The sequence below is a fragment of the Variovorax sp. GW821-FHT10B04 genome, assembly GCF_059415645.1.
On sequence record NZ_JBWKNQ010000012.1, the window covers coordinates 158,473 to 178,795 of the forward strand.

At 69.3% G+C, this 20,323-nt stretch carries 17 protein-coding genes; 13 read left to right on the top strand and 4 right to left on the bottom strand.

The window, feature by feature from the left end; genetic code table 11:
• Window positions 1-248 precede the first annotated feature (248 nt).
• Entirely contained in the window at window positions 249-833 is a 585-nt protein-coding gene (locus AC07PZ_RS25395) for a BPSL1445 family SYLF domain-containing lipoprotein (RefSeq protein ID WP_495297929.1), read from the bottom strand.
• 335 nt (window positions 834-1,168) lie between these two features.
• Here AC07PZ_RS25395 and AC07PZ_RS25400 point away from each other — a divergent pair, with 335 nt between their 5' ends.
• From AC07PZ_RS25400 to AC07PZ_RS25425, 6 genes are all read left to right on the top strand, one after another.
• Entirely contained in the window at window positions 1,169-2,362 is a 1,194-nt protein-coding gene (locus AC07PZ_RS25400) for a substrate-binding domain-containing protein (RefSeq protein ID WP_495297930.1), read from the top strand.
• 136 nt (window positions 2,363-2,498) lie between these two features.
• Window positions 2,499-3,263, top strand: coding sequence for an ABC transporter ATP-binding protein (locus tag AC07PZ_RS25405; RefSeq protein WP_495297931.1), 765 nt, complete (start codon window positions 2,499-2,501; stop codon window positions 3,261-3,263).
• A 61-nt stretch (window positions 3,264-3,324) separates the two neighbouring features.
• A complete protein-coding gene (locus tag AC07PZ_RS25410) occupies window positions 3,325-4,053 on the top strand; it encodes an ABC transporter ATP-binding protein (RefSeq protein ID WP_495297932.1) in 729 nt (242 codons plus the stop codon).
• A complete protein-coding gene (locus AC07PZ_RS25415) occupies window positions 4,050-5,036 on the top strand; it encodes a branched-chain amino acid ABC transporter permease (RefSeq protein WP_495297933.1) in 987 nt (328 codons plus the stop codon). The genes AC07PZ_RS25410 and AC07PZ_RS25415 overlap by 4 nt, the downstream gene beginning before the upstream one ends.
• A 115-nt stretch (window positions 5,037-5,151) precedes the next feature.
• Window positions 5,152-6,216, top strand: a complete 1,065-nt coding sequence (locus AC07PZ_RS25420) for a branched-chain amino acid ABC transporter permease (RefSeq protein ID WP_495297934.1) — start codon at window positions 5,152-5,154, stop codon at window positions 6,214-6,216.
• Window positions 6,213-7,088: an alpha/beta fold hydrolase gene (locus tag AC07PZ_RS25425; protein WP_495297935.1), complete on the top strand. Its 876-nt coding sequence runs from the start codon at window positions 6,213-6,215 to the stop codon at window positions 7,086-7,088. Before AC07PZ_RS25420 ends, AC07PZ_RS25425 begins: the two co-directional genes overlap by 4 nt.
• Before the next feature lie 6 nt (window positions 7,089-7,094).
• Here the strand turns inward: AC07PZ_RS25425 and AC07PZ_RS25430 are convergent, their stop codons facing one another.
• Together AC07PZ_RS25430 and AC07PZ_RS25435 are read right to left on the bottom strand one after the other, a co-directional pair.
• Window positions 7,095-7,994: an alpha/beta hydrolase family protein gene (locus AC07PZ_RS25430; RefSeq protein ID WP_495297936.1), complete on the bottom strand. Its 900-nt coding sequence runs from the start codon at window positions 7,992-7,994 to the stop codon at window positions 7,095-7,097.
• Window positions 7,995-8,027: 33 nt separating this feature from the next.
• Window positions 8,028-11,117, bottom strand: a complete 3,090-nt coding sequence (locus AC07PZ_RS25435) for a CapA family protein (RefSeq protein ID WP_495297937.1) — start codon at window positions 11,115-11,117, stop codon at window positions 8,028-8,030.
• A gap of 113 nt (window positions 11,118-11,230) precedes the next feature.
• Between AC07PZ_RS25435 and AC07PZ_RS25440 the strand changes: the two genes are divergently transcribed.
• Window positions 11,231-11,935, top strand: coding sequence for a glutathione S-transferase N-terminal domain-containing protein (locus AC07PZ_RS25440; protein ID WP_495297938.1), 705 nt, complete (start codon window positions 11,231-11,233; stop codon window positions 11,933-11,935).
• Window positions 11,936-11,991: 56 nt separating this feature from the next.
• On the opposite strand, the gene AC07PZ_RS25445 is transcribed toward AC07PZ_RS25440, so the two are convergent.
• On the bottom strand, window positions 11,992-13,539 hold the full coding sequence (locus AC07PZ_RS25445; protein WP_495297939.1) for a helicase HerA-like C-terminal domain-containing protein: 1,548 nt from the start codon (window positions 13,537-13,539) through the stop codon (window positions 11,992-11,994).
• Window positions 13,540-13,635: 96 nt separating this feature from the next.
• On the opposite strand from AC07PZ_RS25445, the gene AC07PZ_RS25450 reads away from it, so the two are divergent.
• From AC07PZ_RS25450 to AC07PZ_RS25475, 6 genes are read left to right on the top strand one after another with little or no spacing between them, the layout of a single operon-like run.
• A complete protein-coding gene (locus AC07PZ_RS25450; protein WP_495297940.1) occupies window positions 13,636-13,947 on the top strand; it encodes a phosphopantetheine-binding protein in 312 nt (103 codons plus the stop codon).
• Window positions 13,947-14,597: a COG4648 family protein gene (locus tag AC07PZ_RS25455; protein WP_495297941.1), complete on the top strand. Its 651-nt coding sequence runs from the start codon at window positions 13,947-13,949 to the stop codon at window positions 14,595-14,597. The genes AC07PZ_RS25450 and AC07PZ_RS25455 overlap by 1 nt, the downstream gene beginning before the upstream one ends.
• Window positions 14,594-16,294, top strand: a complete 1,701-nt coding sequence (locus tag AC07PZ_RS25460; protein WP_495297942.1) for an ApeI family dehydratase — start codon at window positions 14,594-14,596, stop codon at window positions 16,292-16,294. The genes AC07PZ_RS25455 and AC07PZ_RS25460 overlap by 4 nt, the downstream gene beginning before the upstream one ends.
• Window positions 16,291-17,304, top strand: a complete 1,014-nt coding sequence (locus AC07PZ_RS25465; protein WP_495297943.1) for a lysophospholipid acyltransferase family protein — start codon at window positions 16,291-16,293, stop codon at window positions 17,302-17,304. Before AC07PZ_RS25460 ends, AC07PZ_RS25465 begins: the two co-directional genes overlap by 4 nt.
• Window positions 17,276-17,920 (top strand): LolA-related protein, encoded by a 645-nt coding sequence (locus AC07PZ_RS25470; RefSeq protein ID WP_495297944.1) that lies wholly within the window; start codon window positions 17,276-17,278, stop codon window positions 17,918-17,920. Before AC07PZ_RS25465 ends, AC07PZ_RS25470 begins: the two co-directional genes overlap by 29 nt.
• A complete protein-coding gene (locus tag AC07PZ_RS25475) occupies window positions 17,917-20,289 on the top strand; it encodes an MMPL family transporter (RefSeq protein WP_495297945.1) in 2,373 nt (790 codons plus the stop codon). The genes AC07PZ_RS25470 and AC07PZ_RS25475 overlap by 4 nt, the downstream gene beginning before the upstream one ends.
• The last annotated feature ends 34 nt before the right edge of the window (window positions 20,290-20,323 follow it).

Consider the following 20,323-nt stretch of genomic DNA (forward strand, 5'->3'; position numbering starts at 1 on the left):
GCAGGGCATTGAGCGATTTCAGGCGCTTCCGATCTCTTTGTCTGCTCGCGATCGAGAACGAGGTCTTCGAAGGCGCAGATGGTCGCCTGCATGAATAGGCGGGCCAGACGGCCTGAGCATCGCGCGGCTTTTTTTGAACGGGACGCCCGCCGTGTGCCAAACGAAACGGCCTCGCAAAGCGAGGCCGAATGCGCAGGCATCACGAAACCAGCCTTGCTGGTCCCGGATGCTTTTCTTCAGGCGCTAGCTCAGAGCGAGATCTCGGAAATCTTCGCGCCTTGCACCGACACGCCGGCTTCCAGGCCGACATTGGTCAGCACGAAGCCGACCACCGGTTGGCGGATGGTGTTGGTGTCGACATTGCCGTTGGCACCGATGTTGGCGACGGCCACGGTGGCGTCGGCACCCGCGGTCCAGCCCTTGCTGTTGCGGAACTTGGCCAGTGCGTCCTGGGTGTTGAACAGATAGATGACGGCCTTGGATTGCGCGCCGGCCTGGAAGCCGATCGAGCCAGCGGTCGTGCTGTAGTAAGCCTGGGTACGGCCACCGGTGCGCAGCGAGCCGCGACCGTATTCCGCGCCGACACCGAAGCTGGCGCCGACCACCGCCGGGAACACGAGAACGCCGGCCGACTTGGCGACCATTTCGCGCGAGCCAGGCACCGTGTCGTACAGCTTCGACAGCGACGCATCGACTTGCGCATCAATGGATGAACGCGAGGAGGTGCTGCTGCCCGTATCGCCAGGACGGGTGGTGGTGCAGCCCACGAATGCGGCACTGCAGACCGCAACGGCGGCGATGGTGGTAAGGGTGCGCAGATTCTTGATGTACATGACAGTTCCTTTGAAATGGATCAGGCCGGGAGGCCGAGGCCTGTCTTTGGCGACAGGTCTGAGCGCAATGCTAAGGCGCACGAAACCCCGTTTTCTGCATAGCAGAACGCCGCCTACGTGAAGTCGGGCATCGTGGCGACGGATCATTTCCGACTTGCCGACAGCTGTGGAAAACCCTGAGAAAAAAACGGACAGGTGTCCAGATTTCAGTCACGATGACTGTCTGAAGAATGGTCTCCATCGCCAAGGCCACAAGGGAAATCCCTTTGAAATCAAGGCTTCGCTGCCTGGCATGAACTGTGCAATATTCAGTCATTCACTCAGGAGACAAAAGCATGATTCGTCGCCATCTCTTTGCGGTCGCTGCACTTTGCGGCGTCGGCGTTCTCGCGCACGGCGCGGCCCAGGCGCAGTCGGACGAGATCCGCATTGCGCACATCTACAGCAAGACCGGCGCGCTCGAAGCCTACGGCAAGCAGACGCAGACCGGCTTGATGATGGGCCTGGACTACGCCACCGGCGGCACCATGACGGTCAACGGCAAGAAGCTGGTCGTGATCGAGAAGGACGACCAAGGCAAGCCCGACCTCGGCAAGTCGCTGCTGGCCGCTGCTTATTCCGACGACAAGGCCGCGTTGGCCGTCGGCCCGACGGCTTCGGGCGTGGCGCTGGCCATGCTGCCGGTTGCCGAGGAATACAAGAAGGTGCTGATCGTCGAGCCGGCCGTGGCCGACTCGATCACCGGCGACAAGTGGAACAAGTACATCTTCCGCACCGGCCGCAACTCGTCGCAGGACGCGATCTCGAACGCCGTGGCGGTCGACAAGCCCGGCGTCACGATCGCGACGCTGGCGCAGGACAACGCCTTCGGCCGCGACGGCGTGAAGGCCTTTGCCGGCGCCATCAAGAAGGCGAAGCTGGTGCACGAGGAATACCTGCCGCCCGCCACGACCGACTTCACCGCCGGTGCGCAGCGCCTGATCGACAAGCTCAAGGACATCCCGGGCCGCAAGATCATCTGGATCGTCTGGGCCGGTGCGGGCAACCCGTTCAAGATCGTCGACCTCGACCTGAAGCGCTACGGCATCGAGATCGCCACCGGCGGCAACATCCTGCCGGCGATGGTGGCCTACAAGAGCCTGCCGGGCATGGAAGGCGCGGCCTACTACTACTTCGGCCTGCCGAAGAATCCGGTCAACGACGCGATGGTGTCGGCGCACTACAAGCAGTTCAAGTCGCCGCCGGACTTCTTCACGGCGGGTGGTTTCTCGGCCGCGATGGCCGTCGTCACCGCACTCAAGAAGACCAACGGCGACACCAACACGAACAAGCTCATCACGGCCATGGAAGGCATGAGCTTCGACACGCCGAAGGGCAAGATGACCTTCCGCAAGGAAGACCACCAGGCGATGCAGTCGATGTACCACTTCAAGATCAAGGTCGACCCGGCGTTTGCCTGGGGCGTGCCGGAGCTGGTGCATGAGATCAAGCCGGAAGAGATGGACATCCCCATCAAAAACAAACGCTGACCCCCAGGCTGCGCCGGCACTGCGTGCCGCCTCCGCCAACCCCCTTTCAGGGGGCAACACCAGCGGCCCGGCAAAGCCGGTTCCGCGGTGTTTCACCAACGGGCCTGGCTTCGCCGGCCGGCTTCAACTTCCTTCCATGCTTGAAACCAAAGATCTGACCATCCGCTTCGGCGGGCACGTGGCGGTGAATGCGGTGTCGTGCGCGTTCGCCCCTGGCACGCTCACCGCGATCGTCGGTCCCAACGGGGCCGGCAAGACCACGTACTTCAACCTGATCTCGGGGCAACTGCGCGCGAGTGCGGGCACGGTGTCGCTCGACGGGCAGGACCTGTCGGGCCTGCCGGCGTCGGCGCGCACGCGGGCCGGGCTGGGGCGTGCGTTCCAGCTGACGAACCTGTTCCCGAACCTGTCGGTGCTGGAGAACGTACGGCTCGCGGTTCAGGCGACGCGTGAGGGCGCGCATCGGCGTGGCCTGAATCTCTGGAGCATCTGGAGCGACCACGCAGCGCTGACTGAACGCGCCGACCAGATCCTCGTCGATGTCGCGCTCAAGAGCCGCGAACACGACACGGTCGCGAGCCTGCCGCACGGTGACCAGCGCAAGCTCGAGGTCGCGCTGCTGATGGCGCTGGAACCCAAGGTCTTCATGTTCGATGAGCCGACCGCGGGCATGAATTCGGCCGAAGCGCCCGTGATCCTCGACCTGATCCGCAAGCTCAAGCAGGATCGGACCAAGACCATCCTGCTGGTCGAACACAAGATGGACGTGGTGCGCGAACTGGCGGACCGGATCATCGTGCTGCACAACGGAACCCTGGTGGCCGACGGCGAGCCGGCCGAGGTGATCGCCTCGCCGATCGTGCAGGAAGCCTACCTGGGCGTCGCGAAGGAGGCCGCATGACCTTGCACGCGCCGCTGGCCCCCATCCCGACCTTCCTCCGGCACGGGAAGGAGCAAGACCGATGACGAACCCGAATCTGCTGACGCTCCAGGGTGTGCACACGCACATCGGCGCGTACCACATCCTGCACGGCGTCGACCTCGTCGTGCCGCGCGCGCAGCTCACCATGCTGCTCGGCCGCAATGGCGCCGGCAAGACGACCACGCTGCGGACCATCATGGGCCTGTGGCATGCGTCGCAGGGCGGCGTGCGCTTCGGCGAGCGCGACATCACCGCGCTGCAGACGCCGCAGATCGCCGGCCTCGGCATCGCCTACGTGCCGGAGAACATGGGCATCTTCGCGGACCTCACGGTCAAGGAGAACATGCTGCTCGCGGCCCGCGGCGCCAAGAACGTCGACCAGCTCGACGACGCGCGCCTGAAGTGGATCTTCAAGCTCTTTCCCGCGGTCGAGAAGTTCTGGAACCACCCGGCCGGCAAGCTGTCGGGCGGCCAGAAGCAGATGCTGGCGGTGTCGCGCGCCATCGTCGAGCCGCGCGAACTGCTGATCGTGGACGAACCCAGCAAGGGCCTTGCGCCCGCCATCATCAACAACATGATCGACGCCTTCGCCGAGCTCAAGTCGCAGGGTGTCACGATCCTGCTGGTCGAGCAGAACATCAACTTCGCCCAGCGGCTGGGCGACTCGGTCGCCGTCATGGACAACGGCCGCGTGGTGCACAGCGGACGCATGGACGCGTTCTCTGCGGACGAGGCGCTGCAGCAATCCCTCCTGGGTCTCGCGCTATGAAGACGTTCGACCTGGACTGGAAGCCGCTCGCGCTGGTGCCGGTGCTCGCGCTGATCGCGCTGCCGCTCACCGGCTCGCTGTCGACCTGGCTCACGCTCACCGTGGCGGGGCTGGCGATGGGGATGATCATCTTCATCATCGCCTCCGGCCTCACGCTGATCTTCGGCCTGATGGACGTGCTCAACTTCGGCCATGGCGTGTTCATCGCGCTCGGCGCCTTCGTCGCGAGCACCGTGCTCGGCCTGATGGGCGACTGGACCGGTTCCGGCGAGCTCTGGCGCAACCTCGTCGCGGTGTTCCCCGCGATGCTGGCGGCGATGGCGGTGGCCGGGGCCATCGGGCTGGCCTTCGAGCGCTTCATCGTGCGCCCGGTGTACGGCCAGCATCTGAAGCAGATCCTGATCACCATGGGCGGGATGATCATCGGCGAGGAGCTGATCAAGGTCATCTGGGGCCCGGCGCAGATCCCGCTGCCGCTGCCCGAAGCGCTGCGTGGTTCGGTCTTCGTGGCCGAGGCGGCGATCAGCAAATACCGCCTGCTGGCCGTCGGTGTCGGCGTGCTGGTGTTCGGCCTGCTGGCCTGGACGCTGGGGCGCACCAAGATCGGCCTGCTGATCCGCGCGGGCGTGCAGGACCGCGAGATGGTCGAGTCGCTCGGCTACCGCATCGGCCGGCTGTTCGTCGGCGTGTTCGTGGTGGGCAGCGCGCTGGCCGGCCTGGGCGGCGTGATGTGGGGGCTGTTCCAGCAGAACCTGATTCCGCAGATGGGCGCGCAGGTCAATGTGCTGATCTTCATCGTGATCATCATCGGCGGCCTCGGCTCGACGGGTGGGGCGCTCATCGGCGCCTTGCTGGTCGGCCTGATGACCAACTACATCGGCTTCCTGGTGCCGACCCTCACGCAGTTCGCGAGCATCTTCCTGATGGTTGCCGTCCTTCTCTGGCGCCCGCAAGGCGTGTATCCGGTAGCGAGCAGCCGGTAATGCCCACCCCCGTTCCTTGCTCACTTCGTGTAGCTCGATTCCCCCCTCCAGGGGGCAACACCGACGGCCCGGCGAAGCCGGTTCCGTGATGTTCCCCGAACAACACCGGACTCCCATGCTAAGAAGGCTTCTCTCCAACGACACGCCGCGCAGCCGCCTGCTGGCATTGCTGCTCGCCGTGGTCGTCATCGGCCTGGCCTTTGCGCCGTTCATCTTCCCGGGCGTCAAGGCGCTCAGCGTGGCTGCCAAGATCCTGGTGTTCATCGTGCTGGTGGCCAGCTTCGATCTGCTGCTGGGCTACACCGGCATCGTGAGCTTCGCGCAGACGATGTTCTTCGGCATCGGCGCCTATGGCGTCGCGATCTCGGCGACGCGGCTCGGTTCGGGCTGGGGCGCGCTGCTGATCGGCCTGGGCGCATCGCTGCTGGTGTCGCTGGTGCTGTCCTTCGCGATCGGCCTGTTCTCGCTGCGGGTGCGGGCGATCTTCTTCGCGATGATCACGCTGGCGGTGGCTTCGGCCTTCCAGACGCTGGCGTCGCAGCTGTCGGAGTTCACCGGCGGTGAAGACGGCCTGACCTTCAAGCTGCCCGAGCTGATCTCGCCGAGCTTCGAGTTCTCGGAAGACCCGTTCCTCGGCGTGTCGCTCGACGGCCGGCTGCTCTGCTACTACCTGCTGTTCGTGGCGGCGGTGCTCCTGGTGCTGGCGCTGCTGCGCATCGTCAACTCGCCCTTCGGCCGCGTGCTGCAGGCGATCCGCGAGAACGAGTTCCGCGCCGAGGCGATCGGCTACCGCGTCGTGGTCTACCGCACGACGGCGGCCGTGCTGTCGGCGCTGTTCGCCACGCTGGCCGGCGCCATGCTGGCGATCTGGCTGCGCTACAACGGGCCGGACACCTCGCTGAGCTTCGAGATCATGATCGACGTGCTGCTCATCGTCGTCATCGGCGGCATGGGCACGATCTACGGCGCGGTCATCGGCGCGACGCTGTTCGTGATCGCGCAGAGCTACCTGCAGGACCTGCTGCGCCTGGGCAGCGAGGCCGCCAGCGGCCTGCCGTGGCTGGCGGCGCTGCTGTCGCCCGACCGCTGGCTGCTGTGGCTCGGCGTGCTGTTCGTGCTGTCCGTCTATTACTTCCCGACCGGCGTGGTCGGCCGTTTGCGCGCGAGGGCTGCACGATGAGCACACCGACTTCCAACTACGCCCGGTTGCTGGGCCGCGAGATCCACTGGATGGACTGGGGCCCGGCCGATGGCCCCGCGGTGATCGCCTGGCACGGCCTGGCGCGCACGGGCCGCGACATGGACGAGCTGGCCGACCACCTGTCCGGCCATGGCTTTCGCGTGATCTGCCCCGACACCATCGGCCGCGGGCTGAGCCAGTGGAGCGCCGCGCCGGACGACGACTACCAGCTGTCGTTCTACGCCCGGCTGGCCGATGCGCTGTGCGACACGCTGCAGCTGCAGCGCGTGCACTGGGTCGGCACGTCGATGGGCGGCGCGATCGGCACGGTCTGCGCGTCGGGGCTGGTCGCGCCGGCGATGAAGGCACGCATCGCGAGCCTGGTGCTCAACGACAACGCGCCGGAACTGGCGGCCGACGCGATCGCGCGCATCAAGGCCTATGCCGGCAGTCCGCCAGCCTTCGACACGGTGGCCGAGCTGGAAGCCTTCTTCCGCACGGTCTACAAGCCCTACGGCTGGCTCAGCGATGCGCAATGGCGACGGCTGACCGAGACGTCGACGCGCCGGCTCCCCGATGGCCGCGTGACGCCGCACTACGACCCGGCGATGGTGCGGCAGTTCACCGTGCACGACGACGACTACCTGATCTGGCCGCACTACGACGCGATCGAGGCGCCGGTGCTGATCCTGCGCGGCGAGGACTCCGATCTGGTGCTGCCCGCCACGGTCGCGCAGATGCGCAGCCGCGGCCCTGGCGCACTGGGCCGGCTGCAGGTGATCGAGGTGCCGGATTGCGGCCATGCGCCGGCGCTCAACGTGCCGTCGCACCTGGACCCGATCGAGGCCTTCATCCGCGCGGCCGGCATCTAGGGTCCGCTAGCGCCGCAGCGCGTCCTGCGCGCATTCGGCGGCTGCGCGCGGGCCCGCCTCGTCGATCAGGTTGTGGTACTCGGGCGGGGCGGCCGGTGCGGCCTTCAGCGTGGCGTCGTGCCCCGCCGCACGCAGTGCATCGACGAACTTCTGCTGCAGAGCGAACGGCGTGTTGCGGTCGTCCGGGCTGCCGATCAGCAGGATGCGGCGGCGCGCATCGGGCACCACGCCCGCGACGTGTTCGAGCGGGTCGTAGATGTTGCGGCTGCCCGTAGTGTCGGTCATGCCGCCGTTCGAATGGCCCAGCAGGCGCGCGCGTTCCAGCAGCGAGAAAGCGCCCGAGGTCAGCACCGCGCAGGCGACGTCGGTGCGCCCCAGGGTCAGCAGCGCGGCACCGGCCGTGGCGCCGCCGCTGTGGCCGACCAGCACGATGCGGCCGATGTGCTGCGTGCGCACCAGCGCGTCGACGGCGGCATCGAGCGTCTGGAACTCCAGCGGTTGCCGGCGCGCGCGGTGGTCGCCCGACGACCCATAGGTGCCGGGGCGGGCCACGAACACCCAGGGCACGCCCGCTCGCCGTGCCAGCCGTTCGGCGTCGCGCGTGCGGTCCGCGACCGTGTTGTTCGGGATGCGCTCGGGCGGCAGCCGCATCACGTCGTCGCGGTCGCCCGAGAACTGGATGATCGCCAGCGGTGCGCCGTACAGCGTGCCGCCGCTGAAGTAGCGGATACAGGCCGGTTTCTGCAGTCGATCGAGCCAGAGATAGCCCGGCTGGTCGGGGCACGCCGCGCGATCGGCCGGCTGGTTCCAGAGCAGCGGTGCATCGGGCGGCGCGGCCTGTGCGAAGAGGGCGGCCGGCCCGGCCAGAAGCAGCGCAAGCGCCGCGCGAAGGAGGATGTTGCGCATGCCGCCGATTCTCATCGCGTTCCCGGCGCGGGGTCAGAGTGCGCGCAGCCGCCGCCCGATGTCGCCGAAATCGGACTGCACGCGGTCGCCCTTGACCAGCACCAGGTCGCCGTCGCGCAACGCATCGGCAAGGTAGCGCACCAGCGCTTCGGCGGTGTCGAAGTGCGGTCCCAATCGGTCGGGCGGCAGCGCTTCGCGCAGCCAGCGCATCTCGTCGCCATGGGTCAGCACCCAGGCGATGCGTGACGCCAGCAGCGGCTCCGCCAGGCTGCGGTGCATCGCTTCGGCGTGCTCGCCGAGATTCACGATGCGGCCGAGCACGGCGATACGCCGCTGCACCGTGGTGGCGGGAGCCTCGTAGCGGCTCGCATAGTCGAAGGCGTTGATCATCGACAGCACCTCGGCGTTCCAGCTGTCGTCGATGAGCGTCACCGCGATGCCGTTGCGGGTGTGGAGGTGGGACAGTTCCAGCACCCCGTGCGGCAACCTGATCGTCGCCATGCGTTCGGCCGCATCCCGCACGTCGAAACCCATGGCGTGGACGGCGGCCAGCGCCATCGCGGCATTGCGCACCAGCCCCTCGCTCGCCACCGGAAACACGCCGTCGACCACCGTGCCGCAGACCGACAGCCGCACCCGGCAGCCGGTCGCCGCAGGTTGCATGTCGAGGATGCGCACGTCCGCCTTCGCCGACGTTCCGACGATCAGGCGGTCGGTGGCCCAGCGTGCCGCAGCGTCGCGCACCCGTTCGAAGCCCGGGATGTGCTCGCCGAAGACCGCGACGCCGCCCGGTACGAGCCCCTGGAAGATGCGCGACTTGATGTCGGCGGTGCCTTCCAGCGTGCGGACCGTGCCCGTCTGCGACAGCGCGATCTCGGTCACGATGCTCACATGGGGCCGCGCCATCAGAGAGATCGGCCCTTTCGACATCCACAGCCCGCTCTGCGCCATCTCCAGCACGCAGACGTCGTCGTCCTCGGCCAAGCTGGCGAGCATGGCTGGCACGCCGACGCGCGAGTTGTAGTTGTCGATGGTGGTGAGCACGCGCGAGGAGGGCGGCAGCAGATGGGCCACGGTGGCGACGGTCGAGGACTTGCCCGCCGTGCCGGTCACGGCCACGACCTTGCCGCGGAAGCGATCGCGGGCCGCATGACCCAGCGCGATGAGCGCCGCGATCGGGTCGTCGACCTGCAGCAGCGGAAATTCGGCGGACAGGCCGTCCGGCACGTGTTGCACGATGGCGCCCGCCAGACAGGGCTGCAGGCCGGCCAGCAGGTCGTGATGGTCCCAGGCGTGATTGCGCGGCTTGCTGTAGTTCTCGTGCGCTTCCACGTTGCGCGCCGTGGCCGCGACGAATAGCGTCGGGCCGGTGCGCAAGGCGACGTGGGAAGGGCCGCGCACGACCGAGCGCACGAACCAGTCCGGCCCGGGCCGGACCCGCCAGCGTCCGCCCGTGACCTGCGCCAGCTGGTCGGCGTTCCATGTGCGGACCGGTTCGCCCTCCCGCGAGAGCAGCGGCAGATCGATCTGCCCGCCGCGGGGCCCGGCCGACAACTGCAGCCGTTGCCAGACGGGCAGCATGACCGGCCCGGACGCGAAGCCGTCGCCGACCACCTGCACCTCGATGCGCAGCACGTCGCTGACGAGGGCCGTGGATGGCGGGCGCACGCCGCAGAGGTCGCGGTAAATGACGCCGGGTTGCCATCGGCGGGTGGGCCACATCCAGTCGCACGGGTCGTGGTCGCTCGCCTCGCCCCACGGCGGCATGCGCTCGCCGAGTGTGGGGATCGCGCGGACCTGCAGGCGCAGGTCGTGGTCGACGGGCGCATCGGCGCGCCAGTAGGCATCGACCCAGAGCGTTTGCCGGCGGTCGAGTGCGGCAGGCCGGCAGCGCAGGCCGAGCAGCTGGAGCGGGCCGATCCGGATCGGGGCGATGCGTGCGTCCGCCGGAACGTGGTCCACCGACCATTCGGCGCGGGCCTCGGCAAGGGCGGGCAGATGGCGCGCCGGACCGCGTTCCGCCAGCGGGAGCACGCGCGCCGCCGTCGACCCGATGGTCGGCGGCAGTGGCCGCGTGGGTGGGGCCAGCCTGATCACGCAGGCGCCGCCGGGTTCGACGCTCGCCGGCGTGCCGAGCGCTTCGCACTGCGCCATCAGACGCTGCGAAACGGCCGCTGCCTGGGCGGGCGCGAGCTGCACGCTGCGGCCGGCTTCGATGCGGATCGGATGGAACATCACCCGTTCGACGCCGTAAGGCGTGACGTCGAGCGTGAACAAGCCGTGGTCGCCGGAGCCGCCATCTGCCGGTTCGCAGCGCAGGGCACCCGCGTCGAACAGGATCGGCCGGCCGCGATGGCGCGCGACGCCGCGCACGGCATGGGCCGAAGCACCCAGCACCGCGTCTGCGCCGGCATCGATCAAGGCCTCGGCAAGCGCGACCGTCTGCGCTTCGGGTGCCGACGCCGGGCGCCGAGCCCAGTGCGCCGCCACCAGCACGACGTGGGCGCGGCGGCGCGCGGCTTCGATCAGCGGGGTCATGATCTCGCGCCAGATCTCGGGCGCGTTCGGCGGCAGCCAGGCGTGGCCGGGCCGGTCGGGCATGGCCGCGAAGCGCGGCTGCGTGGCGTCGACCGAGAACAGCGCGATGCGCACGCCGTTGACCGTGCGCACGACCGGTGCAAAGGCTGCCTCGGGTGTGGCGCCGCTGCCGGCCGCGCCGATGCCGCTTTGCTGCAGGTTGTCGAGATGCGCCAGCAGGGCGTCGGCACCGTAGTCGCCGCTGTGGCCGTTGGCCGTCGCCACAAGGTCGATGCCGGCCTCGGTCAGCACGGCGGCCATCTCGGGACGCGCGCGGCGGTAGAGCGGGGCGCTCTCGCCCTTGTCCGCGCACGGTTCGCCCTGCGTCGCAACGACGCAGGCCAGGCTGGCGATGCGCAGGTCGGCCGCACGCAGGGCGGCGATGCCGCCGAGCACCTGCTGCGGGCCATGAAGCGCCTGCAGGTCGGCGTGCAGATGGCCTCCGAGGTCGATCTCGCCGCCCCACGCGACGCACGCCCTTCCGTCGGCACGCGATGGCATGGCGGGAGCGACGGGAGCGACGGGGTCGAGGGGCACGGCTGGCATGGTTCGGATGGCGCGACAGAGCCTAGGTCGGCCTACCTGACCGCTTCCTGTCTTCGGCCGGCGGGCAACCCCGGCTGCACGCCGGCCGCGCCGCCGCGCTAGGATGCCGCCCCATGACCGATCTTTCAGCCTTCCCCATCACGCGCAAGTGGCCGGCCCTTCACCCCGACCGCCTGCAGCTCTATTCACTGCCGACCCCCAACGGCGTCAAGGCGTCGATCATGCTGGAGGAGACCGGCGTGCCCTACGAGGTGCATCGCGTCGCTTTCGACAGCAACGACCAGATGTCGCCCGAGTTCCTTTCGCTCAATCCGAACAACAAGATCCCGGCCATCCTCGACCCGAACGGGCCGGACGGCAAACCGTTCGCGCTGTTCGAGTCGGGCGCCATCCTGCTGTACCTGGCGGAGAAGACCGGCAAGTTGATTCCGAAGGACGCCGCCGGCCGCTACGAGGCGATCCAGTGGGTGATGTTCCAGATGGGGGGACTCGGTCCGATGTTCGGCCAGCTGGGTTTCTTCCACAAGTTCGCCGGCAAGGCCTATGAGGACAAGCGGCCGCGCGATCGCTACGTGGCCGAGTCGAAGCGACTGCTGGGCGTGCTGAACGGCCGGCTCGCGGATCGCGCGTGGATCCTGGGTGACGACTACAGCATCGCCGACATCGCGAGCTTCCCGTGGATCCGCAACCTGGTCGGTTTCTACGAGGCGGGCGATCTGGTCGGCTTCGGCGATTTCCCGCATGTGAAGCGCGCGCTGGACGCCTTCGTGGCGCGTCCGGCGGTCATCGCCGGGCTGGCGATTCCGAAGGCGCCCTGAGCGCGGCGGCAGCGTAGCGCGACCGTTCGGCGCCGCTACGTGCCGTTCAACGCCGCTCAACGTCGGGACTTGGCGCCGAAGATCCCGCCCAGCACCCCGCGCAGGATCTCCTTGCCGACGTTCGTTCCGATGGTCCGCACGGCCGACTTGGCCATGGTCTGTGCCAGGCCGTCGCGCTTGCCGCCGCGCGGGCCGGTCGAGCCGAACAGGATCTCGTTGAGCCCGCCCATCAGCCCGCCGCCGGATTCGTCCGCGGCCGGTGCGCCCGGCTTGCCGGCGGTCCTTCCGGCTGGGGTCGTCGTGGATGTGGCGGGCGCATTCGGCGCAGTCTCGGCGCGGCCCTTGAGCTTCTCGTAGGCCGATTCGCGATCGACGGACTTTTCGTAGACACCCGCGACCAGCGAGCCGGCGATCAGTTGCTGGCGCTGCGCCGGCGTGATCGGGCCGAGCTGGCTGGCCGGCGGCAGCACGAACACGCGTTCGGTCAGGCTCGGCCGGCCTTTTTCGTCGAGCAGGCTGACCAGCGCCTCGCCGACCGCCAGTTCGGTGATCGCCGCCTCGATGTCCAGGCCCGGCTTGGGGCGCATCGTGGTCGCGGTCGCCTTCACGGCCTTCTGGTCGCGCGGGGTGAACGCACGCAGCGCGTGCTGCACGCGGTTGCCCAGTTGGGCCAGCACCGTGTCGGGGATGTCGAGCGGGTTCTGCGTGACGAAGTACACGCCGACGCCCTTGGAGCGCACCAGCCGGACCACCAGCTCGATGCGTTCCACCAGCGCCTTGGGCGCGTCCTTGAACAGCAGGTGCGCCTCGTCGAAGAAGAAAGCCAGCTTCGGCTGCTCGGGGTCGCCGATCTCGGGCAACTGCTCGAACAGCTCCGACAGCATCCACAGCAGGAAGGTCGCGTACAGGCGCGGCGCGTTCATCAGCTTGTCGGCGGCCAGGATGTTGATCACGCCCCGGCCCGACACGGTCTGCATGAAGTCGGCGATGTTGAGCATCGGCTCGCCGAAGAACTTGTCGCCGCCCTGGGTCTCGATCTGCAGCAGGCCGCGCTGGATCGCGCCCACGCTGGCGGCGCTGATGTTGCCGTATTCGGTGGTGAACTGGCTCGCGTTCTCGCCGACGTGCTGCAGCATGGCGCGCAGGTCCTTCAGGTCGAGCAGCAGCAGGCCGTTGTCGTCGGCGATCTTGAAGACCAGGTTCAGCACGCCGGCCTGCGTGTCGTTCAGGTCGAGCATGCGCGCGAGCAGCAGCGGGCCCATGTCGGAGATCGTGGCGCGCACCGGATGGCCTTGTTCGCCGAACACGTCCCACAGCGTCACCGGGCAGGCCGATGGTTCCGGCGGCGCGATGCCGCGTTCCTTCAGCGTGGCGGCGAGCTTGTCGCCGATGTGGCCGGGCTGGCTGATGCCCGTCAGGTCGCCCTTGACGTCGGCCATGAACACCGGCACGCCGATGTGCGAGAGCTGCTCTGCGAGCGTCTGCAGCGTCACGGTCTTGCCGGTGCCGGTGGCGCCGGTGATCAGGCCGTGCCGGTTGGCGAGCGCCGGCAGCAGAAAGCACTCGGTGGTGTCGTGGCGGGCAATCAGGAGTGGGTCGGCCATGGCGGGTCCGGTGGTGGGAAGGCAGCCAGTCTATCCAAGGCGGCCTCCTATAATCCGCGGCCCTACGCGACCTTCCCAAAAAGCCCAGGAGTCCCTGTGTCATCGACCGCCCAGCCCCCCATTTCCGCCGCCGGCGATGCCTCCGAACAGACACCGCTCGAACAGGAGCTGGCCGTGCTGCTGGTCGAATCGCTGAATCTCGAAGTCGCACCCGCCGACATCGCCCCGACCGCGCCGCTGTACGGCGACGGGCTCGGCCTCGATTCCATCGACATCCTCGAAGTGGCGCTCGAAGTGTCGCGCCGCTACGGCTTCCAGCTGCGCTCGGACGACGAGCGCAACCAGCAGATCTTCCAGTCGCTGCGCAGCCTCGCGACGCACGTCGCGCAGAACCGCAGTCCGGGCTGATGTCGCGCTGGCGCATCGCGCTGCTGCTGCTGGCGGGCGGCGCCTACGCCGGGCTGTCGCACTGGATGATGGTCTGGCACGCGGCCGAGCCGTGGGCCATGGCGGCATTGCTGGGGCCGATGTGGCTCAGCGTGTTCGGCCTGATGGGCGGGCGTTTCGGCAAGCCGGGCATGGCGGCGACCGTGGTGCTGGGCATCATCGGCTTCGCGCTGGTGCTGCACGGCGACGCCGGCAACCCCGATCGCCTCTACGTGCTGCAGCACGCCGGCATCCATGCCGTGCTGTGCTGCTGGTTCGGCGGCACCCTGCGCGCCGACCGGCTTTCGCTGATCGGCCAGTTCGCGCAGCGCATCCATCCGCTGTCGCCGGGAATGCGTGACTACACGACCTTGCTCACGCGCATCTGGACGGTCTATTTCGCCGGCATGGTGGTCGCATCGATCGCGATCTACGCATGGCTGCCGTTCGGCGTCTGGTCGGTGTTCGCGAACCTGTTCACGCCGGTGTCGGCCGTGACCCTGTTCGTCGGCGAGCATCTGCTGCGCTACCGCATCCATCCCGAATTCGAGCGCACGCGCCTCATCGATGCGTTCCGCGCCGTGTACGAAGGCAACCGCGCGGACGGTGCCGCCGGGCGGAGCGGCGCGTGACGCCAGCGCCGATCCGACATCCGTTGCTGGGCGCGCGCGACCTGGACGCGCCGCTGGCCTGGCGCCACGGCGTGCCGATCAGCGGCCACGACTTCCTGGCCGACGTCGCCGAACAGGTGCCGCTGATGCCGGCGCAAGGCCCGGTCGTCAATCTCTGCGGCGATCGCTACGCGTTCGCGGTGGCGCTGTACGCGGCCATGCTGCGCGGCCACGCGAGCCTGCTGCCGCCGGACGCGCGGCCCGAAACGCTGGCACGGCTGTGCGACCCGGCCGGCCGGATCTTTGCGGTCACCGACGACCCGACGCTGCCGACGCCCGGCCTGCCGAAAGTGCTCGTGACGCCGCGCACGCACGCCGGCACGCCGCCGCAGGCCGTGCCGCTGGTCGACGGCCATCTGCATGCCGCCAGCCTGCTGACCTCCGGCTCGACCGGGGTTCCGCAGCCGCACGCCAAGACCTGGCACACGCTGGTCGGCGACGTGGCCGCCGCGGCCGGGCCGCTCGCACGGCGCCTCGGGCGCACGTCGATGGCGGGCATCAACCTGGTCGCCACGGTGCCGGTGCAGCACAGCTACGGGCTCGAGTCGACGGTGCTGCTGGCGCTGCTGGGGGGCGCCGCTTTCGACAGCGGCCGGCCGTTCTATCCGGCGGACATCGTCGCCGCGCTCGAATCGGTGCCGCAGCCGCGTGCGCTGGTCACCACGCCTTTCCACCTGAAGACGCTGTTGCTGTCGGGCCTCGCGCTGCCGCCGGTCGAGCTGATCCTGTCGGCCACCGCGCCGTTGTCGCCGCAACTCGCCGCCCAGGCCGAGCAGGCCACCGGCGGCGCGCTGATCGAGATCTACGGCAGCACCGAAACCGGCCAGTTGTCGCATCGTCGTCCGTCAGAGAGCGAGGTCTGGGAGAACTTCGGCGACATCCGCGTGCACGCCGAGCCGGGCGCCGACGGCACCGATCGCTTCGTTTTCTCCGGCGACTTCATGCCCGAGCCGATGCCGATGGCCGACGTGCTCGAGCTGATCGACGATCGCCGCTTCAAGCTGCTCGGCCGGTCGAACGACCTGATCCACGTGGCCGGACGGCGCAGTTCGCTGGCGCACCTCAACTACCACCTGAACAGCATTCCCGGCGTCGACGACGGCGCTTTCTGGTTGCCCGACGACGTGACCGACGGTGTGGTGCGGCCGATCGCCTTCGTGGTCGCTCCCACGCTGGCCGCGGCGGATGTCATCGCCGCGCTGCGCCTGCGGCTCGAGGCCGTCTTCGTGCCGCGTCGCGTGGTGCAGGTGGCGTCGCTGCCGCGCGAGGGCACCGGCAAGCTGACGGCGCGCCGGCTGCGCGAGTTCGCGCTGGCCCAGTTAGCGGCCGACGACACGCCGGTTCAGATCACGCACGAGGTGCCGGCCGACCATCCGGCCTTTGCCGGGCACTTCCCGGGCCAGCCGTTGCTGCCGGGCGCGTCGCTGCTGTCCGACGTGCTGGCGGCGGCGCAGGGTGCGCCCGCCATCGCCGCGCGGCTGGGCGCCACGCCGACCCTGGCTGCCGTGAAATTCCTCGCGCCGGTGCGGCCGGGCGATCTGCTCGCCATCGCGCTGTCGCCGGAAGCCGGCGCGGCGCGCGGCGTGCGTTTCGAGGTGCGCCGCGGCGACGTCGTCTGCGCCAGCGGCCGCTGGACGCCTGCGGAGGGCGCGGCGTGAGAAAGCAGTTCGACGATTCCTCTGCATCGGCCGAGACCGGCGCGCGGGCGCACGACGGCGCCAAGGCCCAGGCCGACTGGTCGCGCACGCCCGAGCGCAGCAACATGCTCGCGCTGCGCGTGATCGTCTGGATCGCGCTCACATTGGGCCGGCGCGCGGCGCGTCTGCTGCTGGTGCCGATCAGCCTGTATTTCCTGCTGATGCTGCCGACGCCGCGCCGCAACATCAAGCGCTACCTGTTCCGCGCGATCGGTCCGCAGGCCGGCTGGAGCGACGGTTATCGGCTGCTGCACGCCTTCGCGGCGACGGTGCTCGACCGCATCTACTTCCTGCGCGGGCGCATGGACCTGTTCGACGTGCGCATGAGCGGCAACGCACCGGTCGAGGCCGAGGTCGACAGCGGGCGTGGCGCGTTCCTGATGGGCGCGCACGTCGGCAGCTTCGAGGCGCTCGGTGCGTGCCGCCAGCACCGTCCCGGCCACGGCACGCTGCGGCTCGCGATGCTGATGTTCACCGAGAACGCGCAACGCATCGTCGCCGTGCTGAATGCGCTGGCGCTGCCCGAACTGCGACCGCACGTGATTCCGCTCGGCCGCCCGAACTCGATGCTCGCGCTGCGCGACTGGCTCGACACCGGCGGGCTCGGCGGGCTGCTGGCCGACCGCACGCTGCCGGCCGCCGAGGATGCGCCCGCGCAGCAGCGCGGCAACACCATCGAGCTGTCGTTCCTCGGGCATCCGGCGACCTTCAACGACGGGCCGTTCCGGCTGGCCGCGCTGCTGCGCCGCAAGGTGTTCTTCATGTCGGGGATGTACGCCGGTGGCAACCGATACGATGTCCGATTCGAGCCGCTGGCCGATTTCAGCGAGCGGCCCGCCGACGCGGCAGCCCGGGAACGCCTGATCCGCGAGGCGCTCGAAGCCTATGTCCGGCGGCTCGAATCCCTCTGCCGCGCGTATCCCTACAACTGGTTCAATTTCCATGATTTCTGGCTCGAAGACACGCGCTGAAGCCAGCGTGCCCAACCGGTTGCTGGCGGCCCTCAAGGTCCTCGTGGCCTTCAACGCGGGCCGCGCGCGCGCGCTGCTGCTCGCGCTGCTGTGCGCCGCCGCGCCGGCGTGGGCATTCGACATGCCCGAGCTGATGGGCCTGCTGGCCAAGCAGAAGCAGGGCGAAGCCACCTTCACCGAACAGCGCTACGTGCGCGGTGTTGATGGTCCGCTGGCTGCGAGCGGCACGCTGAGCTTCTCCGCGCCCGACCAACTGATACGGCGCACACTGTCGCCGCGGCCCGAGACCATGGCGGTGGAAGGCAACACGCTCACGCTGTCGCGCAGCGGTCGCACGCGCACCATGCCGCTCGACAGCGTGCCCGAGCTGCTCGGCCTGGTCGAGGCGATGCGCGCCACGCTGGCAGGCAACGCGTCGGTGCTGCAGCGCTACTTCAGCGTCCGGCTCACGGGTTCGGCGACCGAATGGGCGCTCGACCTGTCGCCCATCGACGGCCGGCTGTCGTCGCAGATCGCCGCGCTGCGGCTGGTCGGCCGCGCGGGCGAGGTGCTGGGCATCGAGATGGAGTTCCGCGGCGGCGACCGCTCCGTCATGACGATCGTTCCGACGCGATGAGCGCAGCCCCGAGCCGCGGCCGCCGTTCGGCGGTGCTGCTGATCTGGCTGGCGCTGGTGCTGGCCGGCGTCGCCGTGATCGCGCGCACGCAGTTCAGCGCCGACCTGTCGGCTTTCCTTCCGGCCAGCCCGGATGCGCGGCAGCGCGTGCTGATCGAGCAGTTGCAGAGCGGCGTGGCGTCGCGCACGCTGATGATCGGGCTGGAATCCGGCCGCGATGCGGCGCAGCGTGCCGACGTGTCGCGCGCGCTCGGCAAGGCGATGCGTGCCAGCGGCCTCTTCGAGCAGGTGCAGAACGGCGACCACAGCGATCTGCAGGAAGCCGGCACCTTCGTGTTCGACCATCGCTACCAGCTGTCGCCGGACGTGTCGCCCGCGCGCTTCACGGTCGATGGCCTGCGCGACGCCATCGACGACACGCTGTCGATGCTGGGCACACCGGCGGGCAACATCGTCAAGCCGCTGCTCGAACGCGATCCGACCGGCGAAACGCAGCGCATCGCCGAAGGGATGATCCCCGCGACCTCGCCGCGCACGGAAGAGGGCGTCTGGGTGTCGCGCAGCCAGCCGCGCGCGTTGCTGCTCGCGACCACGCGTGCGTCGGGCAGCGACATCGATGCGCAGTCCGCCGCGGTGGCGCGGATCGAGGCCGAATACGAGCGCGCCACGCGTTCGCTGGGTGCCGGCGCGCCGCGGCTGCTGCTGAGCGGCGCGCCGGTGTTCTCGGTGCAGAGCCGCGACCAGATCAAGGGCGAGGCGATCCAGCTCGCGGCGGTGGGCGCCGTCGTGATGGGCGGGCTGCTGCTGCTGGCTTTCGCGTCGCCGCGCGCGCTGGTGATCGCGCTGCTGCCGGTGCTGACCGGCGTGGTCGCCGGTACGGCCGCGGTCGCGCTGGTGTTCGGCTCGGTCCACGGGCTCACCATGGGCTTCGGCAGCACGCTGATCGGCGAGACGGTCGACTACGCGATCTACTACCTCATCCAGGCGCGCCAAACCGTTCCCGGCGCGGTGCGCGGCACCGGCTGGCAGCGCTGGCGCGAACTGAACTGGCCGACCGTGCGGCTCGGCCTGCTGACGTCGGTCTGCGGCTTCGCGGCGCTGCTGTTCTCCGGCTTCCCCGGATTGGCGCAATTGGGCGTGTTCTCGATCGCCGGCCTGGTCGCCGCGGCGCTGGCCACGCGCCATGGCCTGCCGGTGCTGGCACCGGACGGCGCCACCGGCATGGGCATGCGGCGCCAGATGGCGCGCCTGGCCGGCGGCATCGTGCTGGCCATGCCGCGGCTGCGCCTCGCGTTCATGGCCCTCGGCATCGCGGCCGTCGGGCTGATAGCCTGGCAGGGCGGCGATCTGTGGCGTGCCACGCTGTCGTCGATGAGCCCGATTTCCAAGGCCTCGCAGGATCTCGACGCGAGCCTGCGCGGCGACATCGGCGCGAGCGATGGCGGCACGCTGGTGGTGGTGCAGTCGGCCGACGAGCAGGGCGCGCTGCGCGGTGCCGAGGCCGCGAGCGCGAAGCTCGAAACGCTGGTGTCCGACGGCCAGCTGCTGGGCTTCGAGACGGTCACGCGCATGCTGCCGAGTGTCGCCACACAGCGTGCCCGGCTGGCCAGCCTGCCGGATGCGCAGACGCTGCGCACGCGGCTCGAGGAGGCGACGGCCAACGGCCCGCTGCCTGCGGCGCGCCTCGAACCCTTCATCGCGGCCGTCGACGCCTCGCGCGGGCTCGCGCCGATCGTGCGCGCGGATCTCAAGGACGGGCCGCTCGCGCCGGTGATCAACGCCTTGCTGTTCGAGCGGCCGGGCGGCGGCTGGTCGGCGCTGATCGCGCTGCATCCGTCGGAACGCTTCGACCCGGCACGGCTGGCGGCCGAACTCGCACCGCTGCCCGAGGTGCAGGTGGTCGACATCGGCCGCGAACTCGGCAGCCTCTATTCGCGCTATCTGCACGAGGCCTTCGTGCAGGTGATGGCCGGCGCGCTCGCCGTGGCGGCGTTGCTCGGCCTGTACCTGAGGTCATGGCGACGGCTGCTGTCGGTCTGCCAGCCGCTGGTGCTGGCGGTGGTGCTGACGCTGGGTGGCATGGCGGTGCTGCATGTGCCGCTCGGCATCCTGCATCTCGTCGGCTTGCTGCTGATCGTCGCGGTGGGTTCCAACTACGCGCTGTTCTTCGACCAGTTGCAGGCCACCGGCCGTGCCGACGAGGACACGCTGGCCTCGCTGATGCTGGCCAACCTGACGACCGTGGTGTCCTTCGGGTTGATCGCGATCTCCGACATACCGGCCTTGTCGGCGATCGGGCGTGTCGTGGCGCCCGGTGCGTTGCTGGCGCTGCTGCTGTCCGCGGCCTTCATGCGCCGCCCGGCGCGCTGAACGGACGTCACCATGCCCAGGCGCGCCGCCAAGT